Source organism: Deinococcus peraridilitoris DSM 19664, from assembly GCF_000317835.1.
Classification (GTDB): Bacteria; Deinococcota; Deinococci; order Deinococcales; family Deinococcaceae; genus Deinococcus_A; species Deinococcus_A peraridilitoris.
This window is the reverse complement of record NC_019793.1, coordinates 2,924,892-2,950,249: the sequence shown is the minus strand read 5'-3', so window position 1 is coordinate 2,950,249 and position 25,358 is coordinate 2,924,892. Positions and strand designations below refer to the sequence as shown.

Here is a 25,358-nt window from a genome sequence, read left to right as displayed (position 1 = left end):
TGGGGCCGGAAATTCACGTGGCAAGACCGGACCACTTAGAGCACCGAATGGGGCCAATTCATACTGAATAAACTTTCTGGCCTTGCCCTCGTGTTATTCTCTTTTTCTGGAATGCCCAAGCGCACTGACATCCAGACCATTTTGATCCTCGGCAGCGGGCCCATTCAGATCGGGCAAGCCGCCGAGTTCGACTATTCGGGCACGCAGGCCCTCAAGGCCCTGCGGCGTGAAGGCTACCGCCTGGTGCTGGTCAACAGCAACCCGGCCACCATCATGACCGACCCCGACCTCGCCGACGCCACCTACCTCGAACCGCTTACCCCAGCCTTTGTGCGGCGTGTCATCGAAAAAGAGCGCCCGGACGCCCTGCTGCCCACCCTGGGCGGACAGACGGCCCTCAACCTCGCCATGGACCTCTTCGAGAACGGCACCCTGGCCGAATTCGGCGTGGAACTGATCGGCGCGGGCGTCGAGGCCATCCGCAAAGGTGAGGACCGCGAACTCTTCCAGGCTGCCATGAAGAAGATCGGCGTGGAAACCGCGCGCGGCAAGATGGTCCACACCCTCGAAGAAGCGCGTGAGTTCCAGAAGGAACTCGGCCTGCCCGTCGTCATCCGCCCCAGCTTCACGCTCGGCGGTACCGGGGGCGGCATCGCCTTCACCTACGAGGAATTCGAGCAGATCACCGCGCAGGGCCTGCACGACTCGCCGGTTACGAGCGTGCTGCTCGAGGAAAGCATCCTGGGCTGGAAGGAATACGAGCTCGAGGTCATGCGCGACACCGCCGACACGGTCGTGATCATCACCGGCATCGAGAACTTCGATCCAATGGGCGTGCACACCGGTGACAGCATCACCGTGGCGCCCGCGCAGACCCTCAGCGACGTCGAGTACCAGCGCCTGCGAGACTATAGCATCGCCATCATCCGCGAGATCGGCGTCGAGACGGGCGGCAGCAACATCCAGTTCGCCGTGAATCCTGACAACGGGCGCGTGATCGTAATCGAGATGAATCCGCGTGTCTCGCGCTCCAGCGCGCTGGCGAGCAAGGCGACGGGCTTCCCCATCGCCAAGATCGCCGCGCTGCTCGCCGTGGGCTACCGCCTGGAAGAACTGCCCAACGACATTACCCGCGTCACCCCGGCAGCATTTGAGCCCACCATCGATTACGTGGTCACCAAGATTCCGCGTTTCGCCTTTGAGAAGTTTCCCGGCACGCCTGACATGCTGGGCACCCAGATGCGCAGCGTGGGCGAGGTCATGGCGATTGGCCGCACTTTCAAGGAGTCGCTGCAAAAAGCCCTGCGCAGCGTGGAGGCCGACGTACGCGGCGCCTACGCCGACATGGGAGTGCAGGAACTGCGCGCGCTGCTCTACCCCAATCCGCACCGCCTGGAAGCCGTGCTGGAACTCTTGCGGCGTGGTGAGAGCGTCGAGTCGCTGTTTGAAACCACCAAAATCGACCACTGGTTCTTGTGCCAGCTCAAGGAGATCATCGACGCTGAAAGCGAAATCATCCAGCTCGGCTCCATCGAGGACTGGAAGTACGAGTACTGGCGCGAAGTCAAGCGCCTGGGCTTCTCCGACGCGCGCATCGGCGAAATTACCGGCAAGAGCGAGCTGGAGGTGCGCGCCATCCGCAAGGCCCGCCGCGCCACCCCGGTGTACAAGACCGTCGATACCTGCGCCGCCGAGTTCGAGGCCTACACGCCCTACCACTACAGCACCTTTGAATGGGAAGACGAGGTCAGCCACACCGACAAGCCCAAGGTGGTCATTCTGGGCAGCGGCCCCAACCGCATCGGACAGGGCGTCGAGTTCGACTACGCCACCGTGCACGCCGTGTGGGCGCTGCAGGAAGCCGGCTACGAGACCATCATGGTGAACTCGAACCCCGAGACGGTCAGCACGGATTACGACACTGCCGACCGGCTCTACTTCGAGCCACTTACCTTCGAGGACGTCATGAACATCGTCGATCACGAGAAACCCGTCGGGGTGATCGTGCAGCTCGGCGGACAGACGCCCCTCAAGCTGGCCCGCCGTCTGGAGGAAGCCGGCGCCCCCATCATCGGCACCAGCCCGGCGGCCATTCACGAGGCCGAGGACCGCGCCAGCTTCAACGCGCTGTGCGAGCGCCTGGGCATTGCGCAGCCCAAAGGGAAGGTGGCCGCGAACGCCAGCGAGGCCCTGCAACTCGCGCGTGAGCTGGGCTTTCCCCTGATGGCCCGTCCCAGCTACGTGCTGGGCGGACGCGCCATGCGCACCGTGCGCAGCATGGAAGAACTCGACGCCTACCTGCGCGAGGTGTACGCCGCCGTCGAGGGGCAGCCCAGCATCCTGCTTGACCAGTTTCTCGAAGGCGCCCTGGAACTCGACGTGGATACCCTCTGCGACGGCCAGCAGGCGGTCGTGGCGGGCATCATGGAGCACATCGAGGCCGCAGGAGTGCACTCGGGTGACTCGGCATGCATCCTCCCTCCGGTGCACCTGAGCGAAGAGCTCATCAAAACGGTCAAGTCCACCACCGAGCGCCTGGCGCTCGAACTCGGCGTGCGTGGCCTGATGAACGTGCAGTACGCGGTCAAGGACGGCGTCGCGTACATCCTGGAGGCCAATCCGCGCGCCAGCCGCACGGTGCCCTTCGTCAGCAAGGCCGTGGACCACGCCCTGGCCAAATCTGCCGCCCTGATCGCGGTCGGCAGGACCCTCGCGGAAATCGGCCTGACCGAGACGCCCACGCCCGGCATGTACAGCGTCAAGGAAGTGCACCTGCCCTTCCTGAAGTTCCGCGGCGTGCAGCCCATCCTGGGTCCCGAAATGAAATCCACCGGGGAAAGCATGGGCATCGACCGCGACCCTTACCTGGCCTTTTACCGCGCGCAGCTGGGCGTCAAGACCATGCTGCCGACCAGCGGCCGCGCGCTCCTGATCGGCGAGGGGCTTTCGGAAGCGGCCGGACTGCTGGCTCAGGCGGGCCTAGACGTCGAGAGCGTGTCGCAGCCTCCCGCGGAGGGAGCTGAGCTGCCCGCGCTGCTGATCGACGTGACGCACTCTCCCCTGCTGCGCCGGGCGCTGGAGCACGGCACGCCCATCGTGACGACGCGTGAAGCGGCCCTCTGGACGGCGCGCGCCATTCTGGCAGCGAGCCGCGCCAGCCTGGGCGTGACCAGCCTGCAGGAATGGCAGGCCCGCGAGATCCAGTTGACCGCGTAAGCGTATGAATACGAAAGAGGCCGCCGGGAGCGGCCTCTTTCGTATTCACGCAAGCCGCTTCAGGATTGGCCGTGGTCAGGACGGCGCGAGTTGCCCACCGCATCCTCGACGCGATTGGTGACGTTCTTGAGGGCACCCGAGAGGCCGCCCGTCATCTGCTCGGTCTGCGCGTGTCCCTGCGGAATGGGCGGGGCGAGCTTGGGCTCCTGGCCCATCGGTTTGAGCGCGCGGGTGGTGAACACGCCCTTGCCGTCCAGGCTCGGGCCGCTCGACCAGCGCCCGGTCGGAGGCTCGACGCCCTCGACACTGGTCGAGAAGAAGGTGTAGCTGACCTCCTGGAGTTCCTGGTTCTGCGGAAAGCTGTTGGGAATCGGCAGACCCTGGGTGCCCCCGAGTTCCTCGATCACCGCCAGCCACTGCTGCTGGTGCATGGTGTCGCGGGCGATCAGGAAGCGCAGCATGTCCTTCATGCCGGGATCGTCGGTCATTTCGTAAAGCCGGGTGGCGAGCACGCGTCCGGTCGCCTCGGCCGTGACGTTGGCGTACATATCGGCCATGATGTTGCCGCTGGCGTACACGTGTGAAGCGTCAAAGGGCGTGCCGTTGGCGTCTTCGGGGGTGGCGGCCATACCCGTTGAAAGGAAATGCCGGGGATTCATGCCCCCCAGCACTGCGGCGATCATCGGGTTGGCTTTGGCCGCTTCTTCCTGCACGCTCGCCGGAGAGCCTTCCAGGTTCATGGCGACGGCAGTGGCGAGCATCTCGATGTGCCCGATTTCCTCGGTGCCGGTTTCCATCAGCAGGTCGCGGTACTTGGTGGGTCCACGGCTGCCCCAGGCCTGAAACAGGTACTGCATCATCACACGAATCTCGCCCTCGACACCGCCGATGGCCTGCTGCAGCATTTTGGCAAAAAGTGGGCTGGGGGTATCGACGCGGACGGTGTACTGCAGCTGCTTGTCATGGTAGAACACGCTCTCACCTCGCTTGGAAATCACTGCACCGGGTGATCCACTCCTTCTTTGCGGGCCAGGAAGCACCAGGGCAGCCGTTTCCATTTGAAGTGGCGAAGTTTCTGATCGTGTGACATTGGGCTTAAGTCTCTCCGGACACGGTCTTGAGACAGCGGGGTTTGTGCTGTGGGTTACAGAAACGGTGTCTCTTACTTTCCGGCACTCTTCTCATAGTCGCGGGCATTTTTAGCGTGGGAATGTGGCGAAGGCGTTACACTGTGCATGAGTCACGCATGACGATCACGTCCCCCGACGTTTCCACCAACCGAGCCGCACTGCCCGATCCGTGGGTCTCCTCACGGCGCTCGCTGCTGCTCGGCCAGTTCTCGGTGGGTGTGATCGCTTGCCTGCTCGCGTTGGCCGTGCAATGGCCCAACCCCGACGCACTCGATGGAATCGCACTTCCAGTGCTGGCGCTGGTTCTCGCCAGCCTGTTCACCGGCCTGTGGACCCGCCGCCTCAGTGACCAGGCGGCGGGCCGGCTGGCGTTCATCAGCCTCGCGGTGTACTTTCTGTTGTCGCTCAATTACCAGCTGCTGGCCTACGTCCCAGAGCGTCTGCACCTGAGCGAATCGACATACTGGTTCACGGTGGTGTACTGCACAGCTTTCATCGTCTGGCGGAGGCGCGCGGCGATGGCCTGGGCGACCGTCACCTTCGCGCTCGCCGGGTTCTCCACCGTGACACACCTGCCGGACATCCTGCGCACCAGCGGTTTCGATCCGGACCTGCTCGGCTTCGTCGCGCAGTTTTTCGCGGCCGGTCTGGCCGCCATTTTGCTGCTCTATCACATCACGCTGCTTCAGGAGCGCTACAGCGAAGCGCGCATGCTCGCCTACGCTGACTTTCTGACCGGGCTGCCCAACCGGCGCTGCGGTGAAATTCTGCTTGAGAACGAGCTGCGAAATTCAGGGCCGCTCACGGTGGTGCTGTTCGACCTCGACCACTTCAAGAGCGTGAATGACACCTACGGGCACGACATCGGCGATCTGGTGCTGCGTGAAGCGGCCCGGCTCACGGCCCTGCGGGTGCGCGGTGAGCATCTGGTGGTCCGCTGGGGCGGCGAGGAGTTTCTGCTGATCATGCCCCGCACCGACGCCCGCGTCGCCGAGCACCTCGCAGAGCGCATTCGCGCCGACATCGCTCACCACCGCTTCGAGGGTGCCGGTCCGCTCACCGCCAGCTTCGGCATGGCAGTGCAGCGCGCCGGCGACACTTCTGAGCGCCTGGTCAAACGCGCTGACGCGGCGCTCTACCGGGCCAAACAGCTCGGACGCAACCGCGTCAAGCTGCCGACGATGTTCTGAACTCCTTGTAAGACCAGGTCGGGACACGAGGTGGCAGCCGAGCGCTCCCACCCGCACAACCACGACCTTGACTGCCTCGAGCAGGAAAGGAAACCACACCCAGCGCGGGAATTATCGATAGCCAGACGGTCAAGACCACCGAGGCTGGCGGGCCCAGAGGCAATGACGATCCGGCGGGTGGCCCGGTCCTTCGCCAACCAAGTTCAGAGGTTCCGGGAACGCCAACCAACGAAAGTTCTCACCCGCCGCACTCGTGTGCCGCTCACTTCGCGTGCTGCGCCTCGGTGGCTCATAGAGCGTTTGTCCATTCCACCCTTGGAGGAAAGCACTCCATCAATTCCATTGTCTTGGGCAGAACGGACGCCCTTAAGGACGCCTGCCCGCTTCCAAACGCTCCTGGTCAAGGTCACTCGCTCCCCGCGCTGACAGCGTGCCCAAAAGCGGTTTCGGGCACTGCGCGCTCTCCGCTCGGTCAAAAACATTGATCAAAAACCGATCCATGTCTTTGACAACCGCTTTAGGGTGCGACGAACACTTGAGGGTCACTTCCTTCCAAGGTCTTCAGGTTGGGGAGTGGTCAGCCTCGGCGCCGATCCCCGCAGGAAGCCTCGGGGTGAGCCTGGCAGCGATGGGCCAGGCGGTCAGCATGCCGAGCAGCATGCCTATTTGCATCTGAGCGGTGAATACGACGTCGGTGATCGGCCGCATGAGACCGTTGGTGTGCAGGTAGAGCATCCAGCCGACCATGCCGACATCAAAAGCCAACACCGTGACCAAGGCGCCAAAGAACAGTGCGGCGGGTCGCGCCGCACGATGTCTGGACGTAGTCGCAGATTCATACATGAACAGCAGCAGGGTGGCCAGGACCAGGATAAACAGCGCTACAGCCCAGAGTGCCTGACCGGCGATGGTCCAGCCGGCACTGAACACCACGGGCACGCCGATCAGGTGAGCCATCGTGGAGGCGGCGGCCCCAGGGAGAAGGGTAAGGATGACGGCAACCCACCGGGGATGTTGAATAGCGCCAGGAGCCTGACCCTCTGGGTGGCCCCAGCGGGCATACATCAGCAGGGCCACCGGGCCTAAGAAGAGTGCACTGACAATCCACATCAATTCGATCATGCGCAGTGGCTGGCGAAGCCCGCGTCGATAAATGCCAGCTGCGAGAACGCCGGCCGAGATCAAGCAAGCAATCAGGTAAGTCCATGCTGCTGGCGTCCACCAGGCCGGGATCATATTGGCCATATCCATATCCATACTTGCTCCTCATCTCTTCGGTTTTCAGAAGATTTTGCTGCTCCCGACCTGCTTGATGCGTCTGCTGCGCTCCTTTTGAAGGTACGACGTTCACTGTCATACAGGTGAAGCTCACCTTGCAGGAAACTGTAGCCTGCTGGAATTCAGCGTTGATCAAAGCTCTCAAGCCGCTGGAGTCGGGCCAAATGCCAATCTTGGAGCGTGAGCGCCTCTGCCGGGCAGCACTGGCCCGGCTGCCAGACTGCCACCTGTCCTGTAATCCTCTGGGCTGCTTCCGTCACGCAGGTGCCACCGACCTGGGCTTTTTCGATCAGCGTGACGCGTCGAGCACTTCTGGCAAGCACCCCAGCAAGCGGACCGCCGGCCTGTCCGGCGCCGATCACAGTTTCATCGCGCTAGCGCACGGCCCGTCACAGGAGGATCGGCATGATGGCCAGCTGGACCATGCCGAGGAAACCGCGTTTGGTCTTGCCGATGCCATCTCCTCCTCTTCGCGCTGGTACGAACGTGCCGTCGATAAACGCTTCTTCCGGCGCGATTTCCCCTACTTCCTGCAGCAGTTCGTGGAGGGTTGGGAGTACCCGGTCGAGTACGCCTGCCTTCACCCACTGCCAGAAGCGGTCGAAGCAGGTGGATTTGGGGGCTGAGTGTACCGGAACTGCATCAGCGTGCCGGGCTCGTACAGGCGGTACCCGTTTTCTGCCCTGGGAGGTTCGGGCACCAGGCCCAGGGCGTGGCAGTGACGAATCGTCTTGGTCGTCACACCAAGCCTCGAGGCGACCTCACCGATGCGAAGTTGAGCGGGCACACTTGATGCTGTCTTGATTCGGCAAGCCTGTCAACGCCGCCGAACGTCATACTGAGAAGGCATGCTGAAGCTCAAATTCAGGCGCCCGCTGGGCCGCTCCCTTCTGCTCTCGCTTTTGGCCGGCAACGTTTTCGCGCAGACTGCTCTTCCTGACCTCGGCCCTGTTCCCCCTGGCGCGGCCCGCCCTGGCTGGGAACTCACATGGCACGACGAGTTCAGTGCGCCCTACGGTTCGCCAGTGGACACCAGCAAATGGAATTTTGAGACGGGCGGCTGGGGCTGGGGCAACGGCGAGCGGCAGTACTACACCGACACCAAGCGCAACGCCATCATGGATGGCTCCGGGCGGCTGGTGATCACCGCCCGCGCGGAAAATGAAAACACCCCACTGATCTGCGGAGCCGGACTGCGATGCCAGTACTCCTCTGCCCGCCTCAACACCAAAGGCAAATTCGAGCAGCAGTACGGTCGCATCGAAGCGCGCATCAAGGTTGCGGCCGGGCAGGGCCTTTGGTCGGCGTTCTGGATGCTGGGCGCGCGCTTCCCGGAAGTCCGCTGGCCGAACTCCGGCGAGATTGACATCGTGGAGCAGATCGGGCGCGAGCCGAACAAAGTGCACGGCACCATACACGGTCCCTTCCACAGCGCGGCCGAAGGCATCACGGGCAGTACCACCCTGCCACGCCCGCTGGCCGAGGACTTCCACGTGTACGCGGTGGAATGGTCCGAAAACGAAATCCGCTGGTTCGTGGATGACGTGCTGTTCCAGACCCTCACCCCTGCCAACCTGCCCGAGGGCGCGCAGTGGGTCTATAACCAGCCGTTCTTCGTGATCCTGAACCTGGCAGTGGGCGGAGGCTTCTCGGGCTACCCGAATGCCAGCACGAAGTTCCCACAGCAGATGCTGGTGGATTACGTACGGGCATACCGCAGAAGCGCACCATAAATTGGGCAATGTGGCGAGGTGGCTCGCGCCCAGCGGCTTTGCCTACGTGGATGTTTATACGCCTGGTTCTGGGCATTTTATGCGGGCTTTCAGCGCAACAACGAGACGTACACCCGGACCTACGGCTTCGATGCCGAGGAGTGCCGGATGCTGGATACGTATGTGCCACCGGGCGAGGAAGCCTTTACTCAGTCGCTGCGCTGGTACAGTCCTGCCGATCTGCGGCTGTTGCTGTCCGGAACGGGGCTTGGCCTGGCAGAAGTGTGGCCGGGTGGGTCCTATGATCCAGAGGCTGGTGTCTATCGCGCGGAGGCACCTCTGCACGAATGCATGAGCTACGTGGCGGTGCTGCACCCGGCGAAATAGGGATTACCTCGACTCTGCCAATTTTCCCGCAGTGTTTCACCTCAGCTTCTCTTGTTTTGGTAAATTCTGTCAGGCTGTCAGGAGAGCGGAAACTGAACCGGAAATCTTCGACGAACATCTTCTCAAGCACTTCAGCGCTCATCTCGGTATTCCTGTATGAGGGTCCATCGAGGTGGTACCGGGAGGTCATTCAGCAATTGGTCACGGCGCCGGGAAAGTGAGGGTGGCGGCCTGAAGGGATTCGACTGAGCGTTCGGGAAGAGATCACCTGACGATACAAGTGCCACCCACATCGGCTACCACCTCACACCGCCAAGCCACACTTCCTCGAAGTTCCTGAGCTTGACGCTCAAGACAGCGACGCAAAACTCGCGCCCGGGCGTGACCGGCGCTCAGGCGAACGGGCGGCTGCGCTGCAGGGCACGCGCGTACCCCCGCACCGCGTGGTCCACCTCGAGCTCGGTCGTGAATCGGCCCAAACTGAAGCGCACCGACGCCCGCGCGGCGGCCTCTTCCAGCCCCAGGGCCGTCAGGACGTGGCTTGGCTGCATGGTCCCAGCCGAGCAGGCGCTGCCCGCGCTGGCGTAGACGCCCTCCAGATCGAGGTTCATCAGGAGCGCTTCTCCGTCGGCGCCGTGGGCCGTGACGCTGACGATCTTGGGGCTGCCGCCTGCCAGGTGGTTGAGGGTCACGTCCGGCAAGGACCGCAGACCGGCTTCCAGCAAGGCGCGCAGACGGCGCAGGTGCGCGTGTGTCTGCGGCTGTGCGCTCGCCGCGTCCTGCGCCGCCACCCCGGCGGCGTACACGCCCGCGACGTTGTGGGTTCCGGCCCGCAAGCCCTGTTCCTGGCCACCGCCCAGCAGCAATGGGGGCAACTCCAGGCCACGGCGTACGTACAGCAGGCCCACCCCTTTCGGTCCACCCCACTTGTGAGCGCTGAACGTCGCAAAATCGACGTTCCAGGCCTGCACGTCCACGGGCAGCACGCCCAGGCTCTGCACCGCGTCGGTGTGGAAGAGCGCGCCCGCCTCGTGCGCGACCTTCGCCAGGGCGGCCACGTCCTGTACCACGCCGATTTCGTTGTTGACGTGGTGAATGCTCACCAGAAAGGTGTCGGGGCGAAGGGCGTCGCGCAATTGCGCGCCGGTGATTCGTCCCTGCGCGTCCGGCGCCAGAAAGGTCACCTCGAAACCGCGGGCCGCGAGCGTTCGGGCCGGCGCGAGCACAGCACTGTGCTCGATCTGGGTCGTGATGATATGGCCCGAAGACCGCAGTGCACTCAGTCCGAGCACCACATGATTATCTCCCTCGGTGCCACCCGCGTTTAAGGTCACTTCCAGCGGACGCGCACCAATCGACGCGGCCAGCAGGCTGCGACCCTCCTCCAGCACCTCGCGGGCCCGCTGACCGGCGCGGTGCACGCTCGCGGCGTTGCCGGCCAGTTCGGCTGCGCGCGCGTATGCGGCCAGCGCGGCAGGGGTCATGGGGGTCGTCGCGGCGTGGTCCAGGTAAGCTTCGGTCACGCGCTTCAGCCTAAAGCTCCCCTGTGGGCGCGTGTGTGCACTGGCAGCGTTTTGCGCCCGGACTCAACGAATGAACGAGTCGATCTCCTGCCCGTCCACCCGAACGCTGAATCGCGCTTCGCCGCGCACTTCCACGGGCCCTTCCGCACGGTTTCCTGCCACGGTCGCGGTGGGCTGGGCGCCCAGTACTACCCGCTCTCCGTCGGCATCACGCACGAAGATTTCCACGTTGCCTGAGGGCAGGTCTGCCGGAAAGGTATAGCTGATCTGCACCGTTCGTTTCGCCGCAGTCTCCGCCGCACTCCCCTCCCCCGGCGCGTTGACCGGGGGCGGGGGCGACGCCTGCGCGGGAGGCGTCTGCTCGGCAGGGCTGGGTTCTGGACTGGGCTGGGGCAAGGCCGGTTCGTCGGGCAACGCGGCCGGTGGTTCCGGCGCGGGAGGCTCGGGCTGCACTGGTTCCGGCTGCGCGGGCGCGGGCGCGAGCGGCAGGCTTGGCACGGCCTCGACAGGGTTGGCGACGGGCGCACGCGCGATGGTCAGCACCACTGCCGTGCCCACGCCGACTTTCTGATATGGGGCGGGAGATTGCGCCAGCACGCTGTTTTCTGGTGCGCCGGACGTCTGCGTCTCGAACTTTGTGACCACCAGACCAGCCTTGCGTACCAGGTCACGGGCATCCTCGGCAGACAGGCCGCGCAGATCGGGCAGCCAGGTCTGCTGCGGTGTCACTCCGCCCGAGACCAGCAACCGGACCTGCTGTCCGCGGGCAATGGTGGCTCCAGCTTCCGGAACCTGCGCGATGACCCGCCCCTTGGGTGTGTCCGTAGCGCCCCCGTCCACCGTGAGCACGGCACCGACGCGGAGACGGACTTCATTGAGCGCTGCCCTGGCCTGCGCCAGCGTCAGCTCCTCGACTTTCGGGACGGTCAGGGGAGGTGGATTGTTGACAGTCAGGGTAACCAGGCGTCCCGCGTTGAGTGAGCTGCCCTGCTTGGGCGACTGACCGATGACGCTACCGAGTTTCTCGCTGTCACTCTCGCCATCGGCAAACGCGACCCGGTAGCCCTGTTCGACCAGCGTCTTCGCCGCACTTTGAGGCTCCTGCCCCATCACGTCCGGCACACTGTGGACCGGTGGATTGAGATAGATTTGCGCGGCGCGTGGCGCAAGGTAGGCGGCGCCTGCAAGACAGAGCAGACCGGGCAAAATTCCCAGAATGGTCAGACGCCGCCGCGCCTTGGGGCGGGAACGCCGGCGCAGCCGTCCACCGGCCAGGGTCTGCAGGGTCTGTGCGTTGAGGGCGGCGGCTTCTTCGGGCGTACGGTTGACGGGCGCAAGCCGGGCGATGTGCGGCTTCCCTTCCCGCACGACGATCTCGGCGTCGCTGAGGGCATATCCCTGTTCACTCAGTGCCGCGGCCAGTTCCCGTACAGCATCCACCGTGTCGGGATCGCGTGACGGCGCCTGCAGGAGGTCGCCGAGGGGTGTGCCTTCGAGGGGACGCCACAGGGAGTAATACGCGCCGGGACGCGCGACCACGTCGATCAGCCCGAGGGGGGCGAGCACTTTGAGGGCAGAACGGTAGCGGTGAAAATCGGCGCGTGCACTGGGCGTCGAGACGTCGAACCAGCCGAGACGCAGCAGTTCACCCTGGGTCGTGCCGGGCTCCGCAGCCGTGGGCACCGTCGTGACTTCCAGCAGCGTTTCCGCGCCGGACCGCTCCAGTTCTCGCAGCTCTTCGTATTTGCCATCGATGCGCGCCATGCGGGATCAGTATAGCGGCGCACCGGAAAAAGAAGCTGACCCCACACGGAGGAGCGCAGCGGTACCATCCGCGTTACCAGACACTGGTCAGAGGCTTTACCCCGCTGGCGTCGAGGCGACCCAGCGCAACCCGCACGGACGTTCCCAGCAGCGGGTGGCTCCAGCTGGGCGCAATTTCGGCCAGCGGCGCCAGCACAAAGGCCCGCTCCATCAGGCGGGGGTGGGGCAGCGTCAGTTCCGGCGTCCGCAGCACCATACCATTCACCGCGAGCAAATCGAGGTCGAGGACCCGTGGTCCCCAGCGCTCACGGCGCTCTCTCCCGGCGGCCTGCTCCAAGTTCAGCAGGGCCCGCAGCAGGTCGGCGGGGGACAGCGCCGTGCGCAAACTCACGGCGGCGTTCAGGTAATCCGGCTGCCCGTCCGGGCCACCGACGGGCGCGGTGCGGTACACGCGAGAGGCGGCGATCACCTCTCCCACCTGCTGCAGCTGCTCTTTGGCCCACGACAGCGTGGCCAGCGGGTCGCCCAGGTTGGCACCCAGCGCCACGAGCGCGGTCTGCCGGGCAATGTCTGAGGGCACCGTCAGCTTCCTTCAGCCGGCACGCGATTCCTGCGCCGCGTCTTGCCCTGGTGTGCCGACCTGCTCACGGATCACTTCAGCGTAGACGTCCCGGAAAATCCCGGGAATGGGCGCGTGCGGCTTGTGAACCCGCACGGTCACGCGGGCCAGTCGGGAATGTTCCTGCAGAATGCGCGCCGCGATGCGCTCGGCCAGCATCTCGATCAGCTTGAAGTGTTTTTCGGTGACCTCGTGCCGCACGCTTTCATAGACGAGCGCGTAATTCACCGTGGCGTCGATGTGATCGCTCAGGTGCGTGAAGTCCCATTCGAGGTCGAGGTCCACCACGAAACGCGCCCCAAACCGCAACTCTTCTTCGTATACCCCATGGCGGGCGTGAAACTCCAGACCCGCCAGCACCACTTTCCCCGGCCTTGACGTCATGCCCCGAACATAGCCCAAGGAACCCGATACCGGCGACACGTCACCACCGCGGCTTTTCAAGGGCCCACCGGAAGCGCCGGGCACGAATGAACGTCCTCCACACGCCTGGTCGCTTCATCTCGGGTCCCCTTCACGGTGCCTGACAGCCCGTATCACGGGATTTATCAGAAACAAGTGCAGCTGAAGTTCTTACCATGAGAATTTTTTTCCAAAGTCATCTGCCTTCTGATGGAAATGAAATGTGAAAAATTCGGCTTGCTTTCACCGAACGCAAATCCTACGCTCATATTGTTCCAGACGAAAAACCTCTGACGGACAGATGCGACGACCCTCGCTCCGCGAAACCGGGCACCTGGCGCGAGGAAAGCAAGTGGTGCGACCGACTATTCGTTCGACCGACGGGTCATTCATACCCTTGAGCGCCCCTCGAGTGAGGTTTGTCATGTTTAAAAAACCGGTACAGTCAAGCAAGCGATCAAAACCGTATTGGAGCCTGCTCGGCACAGCACTCCTTCTCTCCGGCTGTGGCAGCACGCCCAACAACGTCCACACGTCTTCGCCAGCCGCCCTTCAGAGTATGGCCACCTCAAGCAGTTTCACGGTCAGCGCCATCACCGCCAGCGCCTTCAACACCGGTTTTCCACCCGAATACAGCGCCGATGGCAAGCTGGACAGCTGGTGGAGTGTCAACGGCGTCGGACAGTGGATCCGCTACGATCTTGGGGAAGCGCACACCCTGCAGGGCGTCCAGCTGGCCTTTTACCGAGGAGATCTCCGCAAGGCGAGCTTTGATGTGGAAGTCTCACAGGACGGCACCAGCTGGACGAAAGTGCTCAGCAACATTCAAACAAGCGGTACAACCCTCGACCTCGAAACCTACGCGTTCCCGCTTACCAGCGGCCGCTATGTGCGCGTCACCAATCTCGGGAACACCGAGAACATTGCCATTGGACTGACCGAAGCGCGCTTCGTGGCCGCACAAGCTGCCAGCATTACCGGCGTCGCGGCGAGCGCTTCCTTGAAAAACCGCACCCCCCAACACAGCTTTGACCGTGACCTGAGCAGCTACTGGGCCGCAAAAGGTAAGGGCGCCTGGATTCAATACGACGCCGGAGCCCTGCTGAACCTCGACAACATCAGCCTGGCGTTTTACCGTGGCAACCTGCGCACCGCGACCTTCGATGTCGATGTCAGCCCTGACGGCTCAAACTGGATCAAGGTCCTTTCCAGTGCCCGGTCATCCGGCAATTCCCTCGCCGAACAACGTTTCGCCTTCAAGACTGTGAACGCCCGCTACCTGCGCGTCACCAACCTCGGCAACAGCGAGGACAATCACGCTGCGTACACCGAGGCAAGCTTCACCACCCCCCTGGTCAGCACTGTGACGGTGCTGGCGCCCGCCGAGCCCACTGCGACGTCCAGCAGTCCGTACAGCAAGGCGTACTACGTCGATTGCGTAAAGGGCAGCGACAGCAACAGCGGCAGCAGCGAAACCAGCGCCTGGCAGAGCCTCGGCAAAGCCAACGCCGCCAGTCTGAACCCGGGAGAAGCCTTGCTGTTCAAGAGAGGCTGCAGCTGGGACGGCCAGCTCACCGCTCAGTGGCAGGGCACTGCCGCCGCGCCCGTCACCATCGGGTCTTACGGCAGCGGTGAACTTCCACGCGTGCGCACAACTGGCACCCAGGAAGTCGCGATTGCGGTCACGGGCACCTACCAGGTGCTCGAATACCTCGAACCGGTCGTCGGGAACCGCCCCAGCTCATGGATCGCCAAGAACTCCTGGTACACCGGTACCGTGAAATGCCCGACCCAGTCGCAAGGCTGGCGAATCGGGTTCTCACTGCGCAACAGCAACAACGTCGTGCGGTATGTCAAAGGCAGCGGTTTCACGGCCGCCATTCACTTCAGTGCCGGGACGAACAACAAAGCACTGCACAACACCCTCACCAACAATGACATCGTCAGCACCAACACCCCACCGGACGTGAAGTACGACGATGACTCCGGCGCCTGGGGCGTACTGCTCAACGCGAGCGGCAACGAGGTCGCTCATAACACCTTTGGCGGCAACCTCGGCTGCAGTGAGGACTACGGTACTGAAGGCGCCAGCGTGGAGATCTACAAGGGCAGTGACAACTACGTTCACCACAACATCAGCGTCAACGACGGCACCTTCACCGAACTGGGTGGTACCAGCACCGCACGTGCCGAGCGCAACACATTCGCTTATAACCTCTTTGCACCCATGGACGCCTTGTCGCAAGACGCAGGCGAGTTTCTGGTCGTGCGTGGCTGGAACAGCAGCTGGGGAGCGAACCCAGGCACGAAGGCGTACAACAACACGGCTTACAACGTACAGGTCGGCGTGGCCTGCTTCGACGGCTGCGGGAGCGATATCCTCGATTTTCGCAACAACATCGTCATCGGCGCCCAAAATCCCCGAAAAAGCGAGTACTGGACGGATTCTTACAACGGCACCAGTGCGACGGAAAGCAACAACCGCATCGGACGCATCGGCGGTTCCCCAAGCTTCAGCACTCCTGCAGGCCGCTCCAGCACAACCCGCCTCCTGACGTCGGGCGAAACGAACGCCTTGTTCGTCTCTCCACAGAATCACGATTTCGCGTTGAGTTCGACCAGCCTCGCCGTGAACGCCGGCCTCCTCTGGCCCCTCACGAACCTCGCCATCGCCACCGACCTCGCGGGAAAGATGACACCTGTCAGTACTGAACCGGACGCTGGTGCCTACGAGCGCCAGTACTGAGACGATTGCTCAGCAAAAATTCAGTTCCCGGCAACTTCTCCGGATCTGGCAGAACGCCCAGCGCACTTTATTCGCTGGGCGTTCTGCTGGTCGCTTTCGGCGGGCAGGCGCACGGAACCACGCCAAATCACAGCTGGAGTTTCCGCTCTTGGTCGCTGTCGTCGCTGGCTTCGACCGTCGGCACCGCACCTGACGATCTTCCAAACGGGCACCGGACAGCCTACTGGTCAATACTGGGTGAGCCGTTCAAAACCTCCCAGACTTTGAGGCCCTGCACGTGCGCGGCGACGTCGTGTACCCGCACCAGGGCCGCGCCCGTGCTCGCCGCATGCAGGTGCAGGGCCAGCGAACCTGGGTCACGGTCCCGGGGGTGCGGCACACCCGCCAGAAAGTCGATCAGGCGCTTGCGCGAAGCGCCCACCAGCACCGGATGCCCTGAAACCGTCAGACGTCGTAATTCGCGCAGCAAGGTCAGGTTGTGCTCCAGGGTCTTGCCAAAACCGATTCCCGGATCGAGGATTACGGAGGGCACCCCGGCGGCGAGGGCTTCTTCGGCCCGGTGCTGCAAAAACCCAAAGACCTCCCGCGCGACATCGCCGTAGTGCGGTTGATGCTGCATGGTGCGCGGCTCACCCTGCATGTGCATGATCACGGCAGGCGCACTGGCCTGCGCGCACACGCCCAGCATGGCCGGGTCACGCAGACCGGACACATCGTTGACCAGGTGCGCACCGGCAGCAAGGGCTTCGCGCGCCACGCTGCTTTTCATGGTATCCACGCTGATGACCGCACTGCCGACCTCACGCAGGGCGGCGATCACCGGCAAAATCCGCGCGAGCTCCTCACGCGCTGAAACGGCCTGTGCGCCGGGCCGGGTGGATTCGCCACCGACGTCGAGCATCAGGGCCCCCGCTGCCTGCAACTCGTGTGCGCGCGCCAGCACTGCCGGCAGGTCGCGGTAGGCTCCGCCGTCACTGAACGAATCCGGCGTGACGTTCAGAATGCCCATCACCCCCACACCCGACCACGACAGCTGCCACAGGCCGTCCTCGTACCGGGCACCCGGCACGGACGAACCGAAGCGCAAGGTATGGGTCTTCACCCGGCCTCTCCGGCCAGAACCCTGCCTCGTTGCAGATGCGCCTGCAGCGCACGAACGTCTTGCACATCCTTCTCGCGCGGTGGCACACCATAAAATTCAGCGACGACCGTTTTCATCTGCAGGTGCATGCGCGGGCTGAGCGTCGGGAACTGTTCTCCCCCGTGTGTTGCCAGGTATGGGGTCAGAAATCCGGCAGGGAAACAGAGGCCACTCAGGGCGCCCAGCATTCGGGGTGGGTCGGTCTCGGCGCAAACCGGGACCAGATCGACGAGCAGCGCTCCACGCCGGTAAAACACGTCCCCGTCGTCCAGGCTGCCGTGCGCATGCTCGAAACCGAGCGCCTGCAGGATCTGCACCGCCCGCAGCGCGTCCTGGTGCGCCACCATGAAGTCGATGTCGTCGTGATCGCGCACGTCGTGGTCGACCACCAGTTCGATGGCGTTTCCGCCGATCAGCCAGTACTCAAGCGGTTCATTCCTAAAACGCCGCGCGAGGTCAAAGGTTTCAGGCAGAATCAAAGTTGTCCCTACCCACGCTCTTCAAACGCGCACAGTACCCGCCCACGCTGCGGAAAAGCGCTCACGATAGCGGGCATGCGTTTCCCGCTGCGAAACGGAAAAAAGCTGACTTCGTCGATGGGCAGGCCGGTGCGGAAGGCCGTGTCCACGGTGTGACCCTCGGGAATGGGCGTCCCGGGCGACAGGCTGTAGCGCATCGAGGCAGTCGAGGCACTGTGCTGCACCACCACCCCACGCCCGGGCGAAAAGCGGGCGTGACCGCGAAGCGCGCTGTCGGGCGCACATACCACGAACATCGCGGGGGTGCGTACGAAGTCCGCCAGCGCGTAGAGCGCGACGGGCGCGGACACGTCCGCGCGGCGGGCGACCTCCGCGATGGTCTGGCCCGAGGTCCCGAAGCGCTCCAGCGCGCTGCGCAGATCGTCGTCGGAAATCAGGATGGTGGCGGCCCCGACGTTGCACAGCGTCTCGATGGCGTTTTCCAGCGCCTCGCCGTCGAAGGTGTCGTGCAAGTCGGAGAGCAGGTCCTCGTCGGCAAGCAGCAGCGCATGGCTGACTTCGTGCGCCAGCGTGAAACGCTGGCGCTCGCGCGAGTGGCTGCCATTCACGAGGATCACGCCGTGCTCGGGGTCGTACGCACCGTCGCGTTCTCCCAGGTCCATGTAGGCCAGCCGGGCACCCAGACCTTCGGCCAGCGCGTGCGGGTCCTTGGACGCATGAGCCCGCCCGAACTCGCGCGCCAGCGCGCGCATACGCGCCTTGTGAGCCTCGAAGCTGTGCGTCTGGGTCTCGTTCGCGGTCACCAGGACTCCCAAAACGTTTGTTCCGGCGCTCCCGCATACGAGATCTGCGCGTACACCGGAACCAGAACGTCAGGCCACGGTCCGTGGATGGCGCACCTCAAGGGGTCACACTCGGCGCCCGGCACCTCGCTCAGCCTTTCAGCCGCTCGACCAGTGCGATGTACTGGCGCTCGGCGTCGTCCTGACTGCTTCCGCGCAAGGCCGCCCAGGCATCGAACTTCGCCGCACCTATGAAGTCGAAGCCACCCGGCCGCTCCCCTTTCACGTCACCCTCGGTCGCCTGCTTGTACAGCGCGTACAACTGCAGCAACGTGGTGTTGTCCGGACGTGCGGGCAGCGCCTGTGCGTCCCGCGCGGCTTGATCGAAGGCCTCGGTCATACTGGCATGTTATACCTTCGCACCTGCAGGTGCCTCGAAAATGCCCACCTGCGCTCAGCACACAGGTGGCCGATCGCATTGGTCGAGCATAAAACTGGCGGACCAAAAACATCAGAAGGCCCATCAGCCAAGACGCTTTGTGAGAATCAAGCCCATTTCTCATGTATGCAGGGTTCAACTCACACGGCGTCAGCGTCGATTCCCTAGCCTGAAGCATGCTCCGACCTCTGCTGATCGGCCTGGTGGCGACCCTGCTGGCCGTGGCCGGATTTGGCCCGGGAGCCCTCGACATGCTCGCCCTGGACGCGCCGGTACAGCAGGCCCGTTCTGAAAGCAGCACCCAGACGTCACCACTTTCTTGGCCACAACCGCCCGCCCAGGGAACACCCGCCCTGCCGGGCACGACCGATCATCCCCTGCCGCCGGCCACCACCGGAGCGCCCCAAGTACCGGCGCTGCTGCCTGCCAACGCACGCTCGGGCATCCAGGGTGCCTGGCTGCGACCTGACCGGCGGCCTGCCGCCGAAGTCCTGACCCCCCTCAAAGAAGCCGGCTACACCGATATCTTCGTCGAGAGCTTCTACCACGGCATGACCATTTACCCCAGCAAGGTGGCGCCGCAGCGTCCCGAATTCAGCGGCACCGACAAACTCAACGAGTACCGCGAGGCCGCCGCGAGCCTGGGGCTGCGCCTGCATGCCTGGATCGAGGTGCTGTACTGGGCGCCGCCTGTGCGCTACCGCTCGGACTCAGGGCTGCTCGCCCTGCACCCCGAGTGGGAAACCCGCGACGCGTCCGGAGCCGACTCCACCTGGGGCAAACTCGGAATGGGGTTCGTCGATCCCAGCATCTATGGGGTCCGGCAGACCGTATACGCCCTGTCACGGGAACTGGCGCAAAATTACTCGCGGCTGGGCCTGCACCTCGACTATCTGCGCTATCCGGCCGGAGGCGAGTACGGCTACCATCCAGCCGCCGCACGCGCCTTCTCGCAACTGACCGGGCGCCTGCCGTCACGGCTGGATCCGCGCTGGTACGCCTACCGTCAGGACCTGCTGACCCAGGTGGCCAACGGCATGAGCAAGGCCTACCGCGAAGCAGGCGGCGAGGGACTGGTCACCGCCGCCGTGAATCCCAACTACCCCTTCTACAAAGTCGAAACACTGCAGATCTGGCCGCGCTGGACCGGGGTGGACGTCTTTGTTCCCATGGCCTACTCGCAGAGCACAACCTACCTGCACGTGCTCTCGCGCTACGTGCGGGCGCGCTCACCCCGACCCGTCTGGATGGGGCTGCTGGTCGGTGAAGGCTATCCCAGCCTGCAAACCCAGGTGGCCGCCCTGAAGCGCGAAGGTTACAGCAACTTCGTGGTGTTCGGGCTGCGCTGATGCAAAGCGGCGCGACCGCCCCGCGTACACGCCCTGATGACGTACCCATGGACGTTCGAAACCGCAACGCCGAAGCACACTCTCTTCAGCGTTGAGTCAGAACCGGCATTACCCGCGCGACCTGGTGTTTGCGGTGGGCAACAAAACGGGCCCGGGCCTTTCCCGGTTCGGTTGCCACCGGATCGGAAAGCCGCAAACACCGTTGGGCGACGCAAAAGGGGCAGAATCCATTTGACTCAGACGGCGCGCGCCGTCTGAGTCAGGTTTTCGGTTTCCCACGCCAGGTCGCGCAAGACCCAGCCCGCGCCAGGAAAGCGCAAACCCTCGCGGAGTTCGTGCAACAGAAACTCGCGCAACTCCTGCTCGGAGTATCCCTGCGCGATCAATTCTCCCAGATTGTGCTGTCCGTCCAGCACGTGTTCCAGCGAAGATCCCACCAGCAACTCCGACCCTGACGAACGTGGATGACGAATGCGCAGCACGTGCCAGGCGTACCGGTCAGTCAGGCTGAGCTTCCCACTGGCCACCGCGTCCGCCGCCCGCTGCGCAACGGTGAACAGTTTCTCGCCGCCCTGGCGCGCCACCGCTCGCACGCTGCGACCTTCCTCGTAGCCGCTCAGGTTGCCGCGCAGCACCCGGCTGGGACTGCCGATCAGGCCACAGACCCGGCTCCACTCGTCGACCAGGTGGGCCCAGTCGCCCATCAGACGCGCGAAGGGTTTGATGGGCTGACCGGCAATTTCGCGGCTGTGAAAGTGAAAGCGGCCGGCTTCGGGCGACAGGGGCAGCGCATTGATGGCGTCCAGGCCCAGCCAGTCGAGAATCCCGCCCTCGACAATCTCGCCCTGCACAAAGGTGAAGTTGAAGGGCACCTTGCTGTTGACTTCCAATACACCGGTCTTGCGACTGAAGTGCACCAGTTCGAGCACGCCGAGAAGAGGAAGGTCCGCCAGATCGCCTTGCATTGCCCATCAGTCTAGAGGATTTCCGAGGACGCTTGATGTAGGACGTGCCACGCGGGCGCCACTTCATGAGCGATGTCCGAGGCGATCAGGCCATACCCGAGTCGCGCGTAGGCCCGGTCTCCGGCCGCCGCGTGCAGGTAGACTCCGGCTATGGCTGCCTCGGGCGCGCTGAGTCCGGCACCCAGCAGGGCGGCGATCACCCCGGAGAGCACATCGCCGCTGCCGCCGGTGGCCATGCCAGGATTTCCGGCCAGGCAGACGCGCAGCGCCCCCGGGGTGGCAATCACGCTGGGACCGCCCTTGAGGACCACCGTGCCACCGTATGCCAGTTGCAGGGCGCGTGCCGCCGCGAAAGGGTCACGGGTGATGTCTCCCGTGCCGATCCCGAGCAGGCGGGCCGCCTCGCCGGGGTGCGGCGTCCAGACGACCGCGTCATGTCCGGCACCTCGCAGCTCGCTTTGCAGCGCGTCGGCGTCGAGGACCACCGGCACTTTCCAGGACAGCACGCGGCGCGCGACGGGCACGCTGTCCTCACCCAGTCCCATTCCGAGCGCCACGGCGTCGGGGCGGGGCAGCGCGGTAAGCGCGTTCCAGTCTTCGATGCGGTGGGCCATCGACTCGACCGGATGACGCGGCAGTTCGGCGCGCGAGTACAGCGCCACCAGACCGGACCCGGCCCGCAGCGCCCCATAGGCCGTCAGGCTGGGCGCGCCAGTATAACCGGGCCGTCCGCCCAGCACATACACCCGACCGGCAGTGCCCTTGTGGGCACCGCGCACTCGGCGGGGCAGCAGGGCGCGCACTTCCTCTGGCGTGATGCATGACGCGTGCGCGTGTCGCTCGAGCAGGGCCGGCGGCACGCCCAGATCGAGCACCTGCACCTCACCCACCTCCGAGAACAGCAGCCCAGGTTTGAAGCCCACCAGGGCCAGCGTCAGATCGGCGCGGACGCGCTCGGCGTCCGACCCGTCTCCGGCGGTGTCCGAAGGCAGCCCGGTGGGCAGATCCAGGCTGACGACCGTTTTGCCCGCCTCGTTGATCCGGCGGATCCATTGGGTCAGCTCCTCACGCAAAGGGGGCACGAACCCGGTGCCCAGCAGTCCGTCGAGCACCACCCGCGTTTTTGACAGGCCCGCACACAGACGCTCTTCGGTGAGAAGCTCGATCGGGCACAGCCCTTCCAGCCGCCGCCGCATGCGCCCGGCGAGTTCGTGACGGGTGCCCTGGGCCAGCACGTACACCTCGCGTCCCAGGGCGTGCAGATGACGCGCCGCGACAAAGGTGTCTCCTCCGTTGGCGCCGCCGCCCGCCAGGGCAAGCACCGGTCCAGTGGGAAAGCGGGCGTGGATCACTTCGGCCACGCGCGCACCGGCATGTTCCATCGTGAGTTCAAGCAGGTCCCGGCGTGCAAGGTCGGCGTCAAGCTCACGAATTTCTTGGGCAGTGAACACGAAGGCGCCGGACCCAGGCGCCGGCAGCTGGGATGTCTCGCGCATCTCAGGCTCCTCCGCGCAACAGGTAAAACACGATCAATACGGCCATCGCGATCAGCACCCAGCGCACCAGCTTTCGGGTGCTCTCGGGCGCACCCAGCCGACCGAAACGCTCGCGGGCTTCCTCACGTCCATCGCGGTTGCTCTGACGGGCCATCAAGCGTTGTCCGGTCTTGAGCGAGCGCACCGACGCGGCGATCTTGCGCTGGCGACGCAGCGCCACGGCCAGGTTGTGGTGAGCTCCCGCATACTCGGCGTTCAGCTCCAGCGCCCGGCGGTAATAGCCCTCGGCCGCGACCGGATCACCCTCCTCGAGCAACAGGTTTCCGATGTTGGTCAGGGCTCGGTAATGTCTCGGATCGGCCTCGAGCGCATCGTCAAAAGCCGCGCGAGCCGCCTGGGCGTCATTCTGCAGGGCCTGCAGTACCCCCAGGGCGTTGTGCGCTTCGGCCCGCGTGACAGGATGGGCGAGCGCCGGGGCAAGCCGTTCGCGCAACACCGCACTTTCATGCAGACGGGCGCGCTCGGTTTCCTCCAGGGCCACCACCCCGTGCTCCAGGGCGTCGACGTTCACCAGGGCGCGCAAGGACAGGTCGCTGACCCCGTCCAGGTTATCCTGATAACGCTTGAGTGCCCGCCGGGCCGGGCCGTAGCGCTTGGCCTTGACCATTCGCTCGACTTCGGCCAGGTCCTCCAGGGCAGCCATCGCGTCAGGGGCCGCTCCGGCCAGCCGCGCCCGCGCCGCCGCCTCGGTGAAGCGCGCTTCGCGCAGGCTCATTTGCCAGTTCACGTCGTTTTCCATGAATTCAGGATAGGGTGCGGCAACCCAGGACACCCAAATGGCAGAGCGCGCCGAGTCGGCTGCCGGGTTTTCCCGCGATGGCAGGCTCACCGAAATCGCCGACGGCAAACAGGACACGGCGCCGCCCGCCGGGACGCTAAAGTGAGCAAGCCCGATGTTCACGAAGCTTAGAGCGTTTGTCCATTCCACCCTTGGAGGAAGACACTCCATCAATTCCATTTCCATCCGCTCCTGGTCAAGGTCACTCGCTCCCCGCGCTGACAGCGTGCCCAAAAGCGGTTTCGGGCACTGCGCGCTCTCCGCTCGGTCAAAGACATGGATCAAAAACCTATCCATGTCTTTGACAACCGCTTTAGGTCCGTGAGTTCAGCCTCGTCGTGTTCTCGGCGATCCTGCGGACATCCTGCTATCCTCGATCATCCGCAACCTTGCGGCCCCGCCCTGGAGATGACATGACTCAACTGCTCACCCTCGCCCCAGGCGATCAGGTGGTGTATCCCAAGCACGGCCCCGGCGTCGTGCGCGCCATCACTCAGCGCTCGGTCGGAGGCGAGGTGAGGCCGTATTACGACATCGAGCTGCGCACCGGCGGCATGCAGGTGCTGGTTCCGGTCGAGAAGGCCTCGGCGCTGGGCCTGCGGCGTGTCCTGACCAAAGACGAGGTGCCACGGCTGCTCAGCGTGCTGCAAGGTCCGGATACGCAACTGCCCAGCGCTTTTCCACCACGCCACCGCCTGCAGCAAGCCATTCTGGAGGGAGGGCAGCTCTATGAAGTGGCCCAGCTGGCCGGCACGCTGGCCCGTCGGCAGCTGCACCGCGGGCTCGCGTCCAGTGAGCTGAGCGCCTTCCAGCAAGCCAAAAAGGCCGTGGTGCTCGAACTGGCGGTGGCGCTGGACCTTTCGGAAGCTGAAGCAGCCCGGCTCTTCGACGACCGGTGTGCCTGACACCGGTGTGCCTGACGAGGTGACCGCCGAGACAGAAGGCCGGGAGCGGGGTATCTTAAGGCAGCGCGAAAGCGGGCCCCCAGGCTTGGCTTTCCCCTGTTCCTCCTCACTCTCCTGCTGAGGCCGCCCGTGGCCGCTGCTTTCAAGGATTCATGACTGACCCTGTACCGCTGTACTCGCCAAAAACCGTGCGTGATCTGCTTGCCCGCCATGGCCTGAGGCCCACCAAAAGCCTCGGGCAGAATTTTTTGGTCGACGGCAACGTGTTGCGCGCCATTGCCGAAGCCGGTGGAGCGAAACCGGGAGAAAGCGTGGTTGAGGTAGGGCCCGGTCTGGGCGTGCTCACCCGCGAAATGGCGCTGCGTGGAGCACACGTCACCGCGCTCGAAAAAGACGAGCGTCTGCGGCCTGTGCTGCAAGAAACCCTGAGCGGACTGGACGTGCGTGTGGTGTGGGGGGACGCACTCAAGTTCGATTATCAGAGCGTCCCCGAAGGCAGCCGCGTCATCGCCAACCTGCCTTACTACATCTCGACGGCGCTGCTGACCCGCTTCATGGAAAGCGGACGTTTTGCGAGCGCGACCGTGCTGGTGCAGCGCGAAGTGGGCGAGCGTCTGGCTGCACGTCCCGGCAGTGACGGCTACGGTTTTCTGAGCGCCATCGCCTCGCTGTACGGCTCTGTCCGGCTGCTGCGCGACGTACCGAAAGGTGCCTTCTTTCCCGCGCCAGACGTTACCTCAAGCGTGGTCCGGCTGGATTTTTCGGGACAAAAGCCTGACGTACGCCTTGTACGGTTGCTGGAAGCGGCCCTTCATCATCGTCGCAAAACCTTGCGAAACAACCTGCGCATGGCAGGCTATGAGGGAGGCGCGATCGAGCAGGCCCTCAACGCGAGTGGCCTGCGTCCGGATGTACGCGCCGAGGACGTGCCGCTCGATGTGTTTTTCAACTTCGCTCAGGAACTGGGCGTGTTAGGATAAAATGTCTACTTCAAGAG

At 64.3% G+C, this 25,358-nt stretch carries 23 protein-coding genes and 1 pseudogene; 10 read left to right on the top strand and 14 right to left on the bottom strand.

Annotation, left to right across the window (positions count from 1 at the left end; all coding sequences use genetic code 11):
* The first annotated feature begins 111 nt into the window (after nucleotides 1-111).
* A complete protein-coding gene (gene carB / locus DEIPE_RS14280; RefSeq protein WP_015236683.1) occupies nucleotides 112-3,216 on the top strand; it encodes a carbamoyl-phosphate synthase large subunit in 3,105 nt (1,034 codons plus the stop codon).
* Nucleotides 3,217-3,275: 59 nt separating this feature from the next.
* Here the strand turns inward: carB and DEIPE_RS14275 are convergent, their stop codons facing one another.
* Nucleotides 3,276-4,190 (bottom strand): manganese catalase, encoded by a 915-nt coding sequence (locus DEIPE_RS14275; RefSeq protein ID WP_015236682.1) that lies wholly within the window; start codon nucleotides 4,188-4,190, stop codon nucleotides 3,276-3,278.
* Nucleotides 4,191-4,462: 272 nt separating this feature from the next.
* On the opposite strand from DEIPE_RS14275, the gene DEIPE_RS14270 reads away from it, so the two are divergent.
* Both DEIPE_RS14270 and DEIPE_RS24100 read left to right on the top strand, forming a co-directional pair.
* On the top strand, nucleotides 4,463-5,536 hold the full coding sequence (locus DEIPE_RS14270) for a GGDEF domain-containing protein (RefSeq protein WP_015236681.1): 1,074 nt from the start codon (nucleotides 4,463-4,465) through the stop codon (nucleotides 5,534-5,536).
* An 83-nt stretch (nucleotides 5,537-5,619) separates the two neighbouring features.
* A pseudogene (locus DEIPE_RS24100) lies at nucleotides 5,620-5,703 on the top strand (IS5/IS1182 family transposase); the annotation flags it as partial.
* Nucleotides 5,704-6,097: 394 nt separating this feature from the next.
* On the opposite strand, the gene DEIPE_RS14265 reads toward DEIPE_RS24100, so the two are convergent.
* Nucleotides 6,098-6,793 carry a DUF4396 domain-containing protein gene (locus tag DEIPE_RS14265; RefSeq protein WP_015236680.1) on the bottom strand — a complete coding sequence of 232 codons (696 nt, stop codon included), beginning with the start codon at nucleotides 6,791-6,793 and terminating at the stop codon, nucleotides 6,098-6,100.
* 185 nt (nucleotides 6,794-6,978) lie between these two features.
* On the opposite strand from DEIPE_RS14265, the gene DEIPE_RS25540 reads away from it, so the two are divergent.
* Nucleotides 6,979-7,440: a hypothetical protein gene (locus DEIPE_RS25540; protein WP_157448884.1), complete on the top strand. Its 462-nt coding sequence runs from the start codon at nucleotides 6,979-6,981 to the stop codon at nucleotides 7,438-7,440.
* Here the strand turns inward: DEIPE_RS25540 and DEIPE_RS25535 are convergent.
* Nucleotides 7,395-7,556 carry a MerR family DNA-binding transcriptional regulator gene (locus DEIPE_RS25535; protein WP_425387734.1) on the bottom strand — a complete coding sequence of 54 codons (162 nt, stop codon included), beginning with the start codon at nucleotides 7,554-7,556 and terminating at the stop codon, nucleotides 7,395-7,397. The two genes, DEIPE_RS25540 and DEIPE_RS25535, sit on opposite strands and share 46 nt — an antisense overlap.
* A 106-nt stretch (nucleotides 7,557-7,662) precedes the next feature.
* On the opposite strand from DEIPE_RS25535, the gene DEIPE_RS14255 reads away from it, so the two are divergent.
* Complete coding sequence (locus tag DEIPE_RS14255; protein ID WP_015236679.1) at nucleotides 7,663-8,547, top strand: glycoside hydrolase family 16 protein; 885 nt, start codon at nucleotides 7,663-7,665, stop codon at nucleotides 8,545-8,547.
* 18 nt (nucleotides 8,548-8,565) lie between these two features.
* Nucleotides 8,566-8,913: a hypothetical protein gene (locus DEIPE_RS24090; RefSeq protein WP_157448883.1), complete on the top strand. Its 348-nt coding sequence runs from the start codon at nucleotides 8,566-8,568 to the stop codon at nucleotides 8,911-8,913.
* 392 nt (nucleotides 8,914-9,305) lie between these two features.
* Here the strand turns inward: DEIPE_RS24090 and DEIPE_RS14245 are convergent, their stop codons facing one another.
* The 4 genes from DEIPE_RS14245 to folB form a co-directional block, all read right to left on the bottom strand.
* Nucleotides 9,306-10,436, bottom strand: a complete 1,131-nt coding sequence (locus DEIPE_RS14245; protein ID WP_015236678.1) for a cysteine desulfurase family protein — start codon at nucleotides 10,434-10,436, stop codon at nucleotides 9,306-9,308.
* A gap of 63 nt (nucleotides 10,437-10,499) precedes the next feature.
* Entirely contained in the window at nucleotides 10,500-12,200 is a 1,701-nt protein-coding gene (locus DEIPE_RS14240; protein ID WP_015236677.1) for a PASTA domain-containing protein, read from the bottom strand.
* Between the two features lie 73 nt (nucleotides 12,201-12,273).
* Nucleotides 12,274-12,780, bottom strand: a complete 507-nt coding sequence (gene folK / locus DEIPE_RS14235) for a 2-amino-4-hydroxy-6-hydroxymethyldihydropteridine diphosphokinase (protein WP_015236676.1) — start codon at nucleotides 12,778-12,780, stop codon at nucleotides 12,274-12,276.
* 12 nt (nucleotides 12,781-12,792) lie between these two features.
* Nucleotides 12,793-13,203 carry a dihydroneopterin aldolase gene (gene folB, locus DEIPE_RS14230; protein ID WP_041230922.1) on the bottom strand — a complete coding sequence of 137 codons (411 nt, stop codon included), beginning with the start codon at nucleotides 13,201-13,203 and terminating at the stop codon, nucleotides 12,793-12,795.
* A 577-nt stretch (nucleotides 13,204-13,780) separates the two neighbouring features.
* On the opposite strand from folB, the gene DEIPE_RS14225 reads away from it, so the two are divergent.
* Nucleotides 13,781-15,967, top strand: a complete 2,187-nt coding sequence (locus DEIPE_RS14225; protein ID WP_041230921.1) for a discoidin domain-containing protein — start codon at nucleotides 13,781-13,783, stop codon at nucleotides 15,965-15,967.
* A 220-nt stretch (nucleotides 15,968-16,187) separates the two neighbouring features.
* Here DEIPE_RS14225 and folP read toward each other — a convergent pair whose 3' ends face one another.
* The 4 genes from folP to DEIPE_RS14205 all read right to left on the bottom strand — a co-directional run bounded on the left by folP (nucleotide 16,188) and on the right by DEIPE_RS14205 (nucleotide 18,769).
* Nucleotides 16,188-17,069, bottom strand: a complete 882-nt coding sequence (gene folP, locus DEIPE_RS14220) for a dihydropteroate synthase (protein WP_015236673.1) — start codon at nucleotides 17,067-17,069, stop codon at nucleotides 16,188-16,190.
* Nucleotides 17,066-17,587 carry a nucleotidyltransferase domain-containing protein gene (locus DEIPE_RS14215; RefSeq protein WP_015236672.1) on the bottom strand — a complete coding sequence of 174 codons (522 nt, stop codon included), beginning with the start codon at nucleotides 17,585-17,587 and terminating at the stop codon, nucleotides 17,066-17,068. The genes folP and DEIPE_RS14215 overlap by 4 nt, the downstream gene beginning before the upstream one ends.
* An 8-nt stretch (nucleotides 17,588-17,595) precedes the next feature.
* Nucleotides 17,596-18,390 (bottom strand): ImmA/IrrE family metallo-endopeptidase, encoded by a 795-nt coding sequence (locus DEIPE_RS14210; RefSeq protein WP_015236671.1) that lies wholly within the window; start codon nucleotides 18,388-18,390, stop codon nucleotides 17,596-17,598.
* A gap of 130 nt (nucleotides 18,391-18,520) precedes the next feature.
* Nucleotides 18,521-18,769 (bottom strand): acyl-CoA-binding protein, encoded by a 249-nt coding sequence (locus tag DEIPE_RS14205; RefSeq protein ID WP_015236670.1) that lies wholly within the window; start codon nucleotides 18,767-18,769, stop codon nucleotides 18,521-18,523.
* A gap of 215 nt (nucleotides 18,770-18,984) precedes the next feature.
* Here DEIPE_RS14205 and DEIPE_RS14200 point away from each other — a divergent pair, with 215 nt between their 5' ends.
* Nucleotides 18,985-20,157, top strand: coding sequence for a family 10 glycosylhydrolase (locus tag DEIPE_RS14200; protein WP_015236669.1), 1,173 nt, complete (start codon nucleotides 18,985-18,987; stop codon nucleotides 20,155-20,157).
* Between the two features lie 236 nt (nucleotides 20,158-20,393).
* Here DEIPE_RS14200 and DEIPE_RS14195 read toward each other — a convergent pair whose 3' ends face one another.
* Genes DEIPE_RS14195 through DEIPE_RS22395 form a run of 3 tightly spaced genes read right to left on the bottom strand, consistent with a single transcriptional unit; the run spans nucleotide 20,394 to nucleotide 23,417 of the window.
* Nucleotides 20,394-21,122, bottom strand: coding sequence for a DUF4388 domain-containing protein (locus DEIPE_RS14195; RefSeq protein WP_015236668.1), 729 nt, complete (start codon nucleotides 21,120-21,122; stop codon nucleotides 20,394-20,396).
* Nucleotides 21,123-21,133: 11 nt separating this feature from the next.
* Nucleotides 21,134-22,618 (bottom strand): bifunctional ADP-dependent NAD(P)H-hydrate dehydratase/NAD(P)H-hydrate epimerase, encoded by a 1,485-nt coding sequence (locus DEIPE_RS14190; RefSeq protein WP_015236667.1) that lies wholly within the window; start codon nucleotides 22,616-22,618, stop codon nucleotides 21,134-21,136.
* Nucleotide 22,619: 1 nt separating this feature from the next.
* On the bottom strand, nucleotides 22,620-23,417 hold the full coding sequence (locus tag DEIPE_RS22395; protein ID WP_052326709.1) for a tetratricopeptide repeat protein: 798 nt from the start codon (nucleotides 23,415-23,417) through the stop codon (nucleotides 22,620-22,622).
* A gap of 452 nt (nucleotides 23,418-23,869) precedes the next feature.
* On the opposite strand from DEIPE_RS22395, the gene DEIPE_RS14180 reads away from it, so the two are divergent.
* Together DEIPE_RS14180 and rsmA are read left to right on the top strand one after the other, a co-directional pair.
* Complete coding sequence (locus tag DEIPE_RS14180; RefSeq protein ID WP_015236665.1) at nucleotides 23,870-24,361, top strand: CarD family transcriptional regulator; 492 nt, start codon at nucleotides 23,870-23,872, stop codon at nucleotides 24,359-24,361.
* Between the two features lie 152 nt (nucleotides 24,362-24,513).
* Entirely contained in the window at nucleotides 24,514-25,341 is an 828-nt protein-coding gene (gene rsmA, locus DEIPE_RS14175) for a 16S rRNA (adenine(1518)-N(6)/adenine(1519)-N(6))-dimethyltransferase RsmA (protein ID WP_015236664.1), read from the top strand.
* Nucleotides 25,342-25,358: the final 17 nt, after the last annotated feature.

What these genes read in the sequence shown, in the direction of transcription:
- carB (WP_015236683.1), top strand. Translation starts at nt 112, where the DNA reads ATGCCCAAGCGCACTGACATCCAGACCATTTTGATCCTCGGCAGCGGG.
- DEIPE_RS14270 (WP_015236681.1), top strand. Translation starts at nt 4,463, where the DNA reads ATGACGATCACGTCCCCCGACGTTTCCACCAACCGAGCCGCACTGCCC.
- DEIPE_RS14265 (WP_015236680.1), bottom strand. Translation starts at nt 6,793, where the DNA reads ATGGATATGGATATGGCCAATATGATCCCGGCCTGGTGGACGCCAGCA.
- DEIPE_RS25540 (WP_157448884.1), top strand. Translation starts at nt 6,979, where the DNA reads ATGCCAATCTTGGAGCGTGAGCGCCTCTGCCGGGCAGCACTGGCCCGG.
- DEIPE_RS14255 (WP_015236679.1), top strand. Translation starts at nt 7,663, where the DNA reads ATGCTGAAGCTCAAATTCAGGCGCCCGCTGGGCCGCTCCCTTCTGCTC.
- DEIPE_RS14240 (WP_015236677.1), bottom strand. Translation starts at nt 12,200, where the DNA reads ATGGCGCGCATCGATGGCAAATACGAAGAGCTGCGAGAACTGGAGCGG.
- folB (WP_041230922.1), bottom strand. Translation starts at nt 13,203, where the DNA reads ATGACGTCAAGGCCGGGGAAAGTGGTGCTGGCGGGTCTGGAGTTTCAC.
- DEIPE_RS14225 (WP_041230921.1), top strand. Translation starts at nt 13,781, where the DNA reads ATGGCCACCTCAAGCAGTTTCACGGTCAGCGCCATCACCGCCAGCGCC.
- DEIPE_RS14205 (WP_015236670.1), bottom strand. Translation starts at nt 18,769, where the DNA reads ATGACCGAGGCCTTCGATCAAGCCGCGCGGGACGCACAGGCGCTGCCC.
- DEIPE_RS14200 (WP_015236669.1), top strand. Translation starts at nt 18,985, where the DNA reads ATGCTCCGACCTCTGCTGATCGGCCTGGTGGCGACCCTGCTGGCCGTG.
- DEIPE_RS14195 (WP_015236668.1), bottom strand. Translation starts at nt 21,122, where the DNA reads ATGCAAGGCGATCTGGCGGACCTTCCTCTTCTCGGCGTGCTCGAACTG.
- DEIPE_RS14190 (WP_015236667.1), bottom strand. Translation starts at nt 22,618, where the DNA reads ATGCGCGAGACATCCCAGCTGCCGGCGCCTGGGTCCGGCGCCTTCGTG.
- DEIPE_RS22395 (WP_052326709.1), bottom strand. Translation starts at nt 23,417, where the DNA reads ATGGAAAACGACGTGAACTGGCAAATGAGCCTGCGCGAAGCGCGCTTC.
- DEIPE_RS14180 (WP_015236665.1), top strand. Translation starts at nt 23,870, where the DNA reads ATGACTCAACTGCTCACCCTCGCCCCAGGCGATCAGGTGGTGTATCCC.
- rsmA (WP_015236664.1), top strand. Translation starts at nt 24,514, where the DNA reads ATGACTGACCCTGTACCGCTGTACTCGCCAAAAACCGTGCGTGATCTG.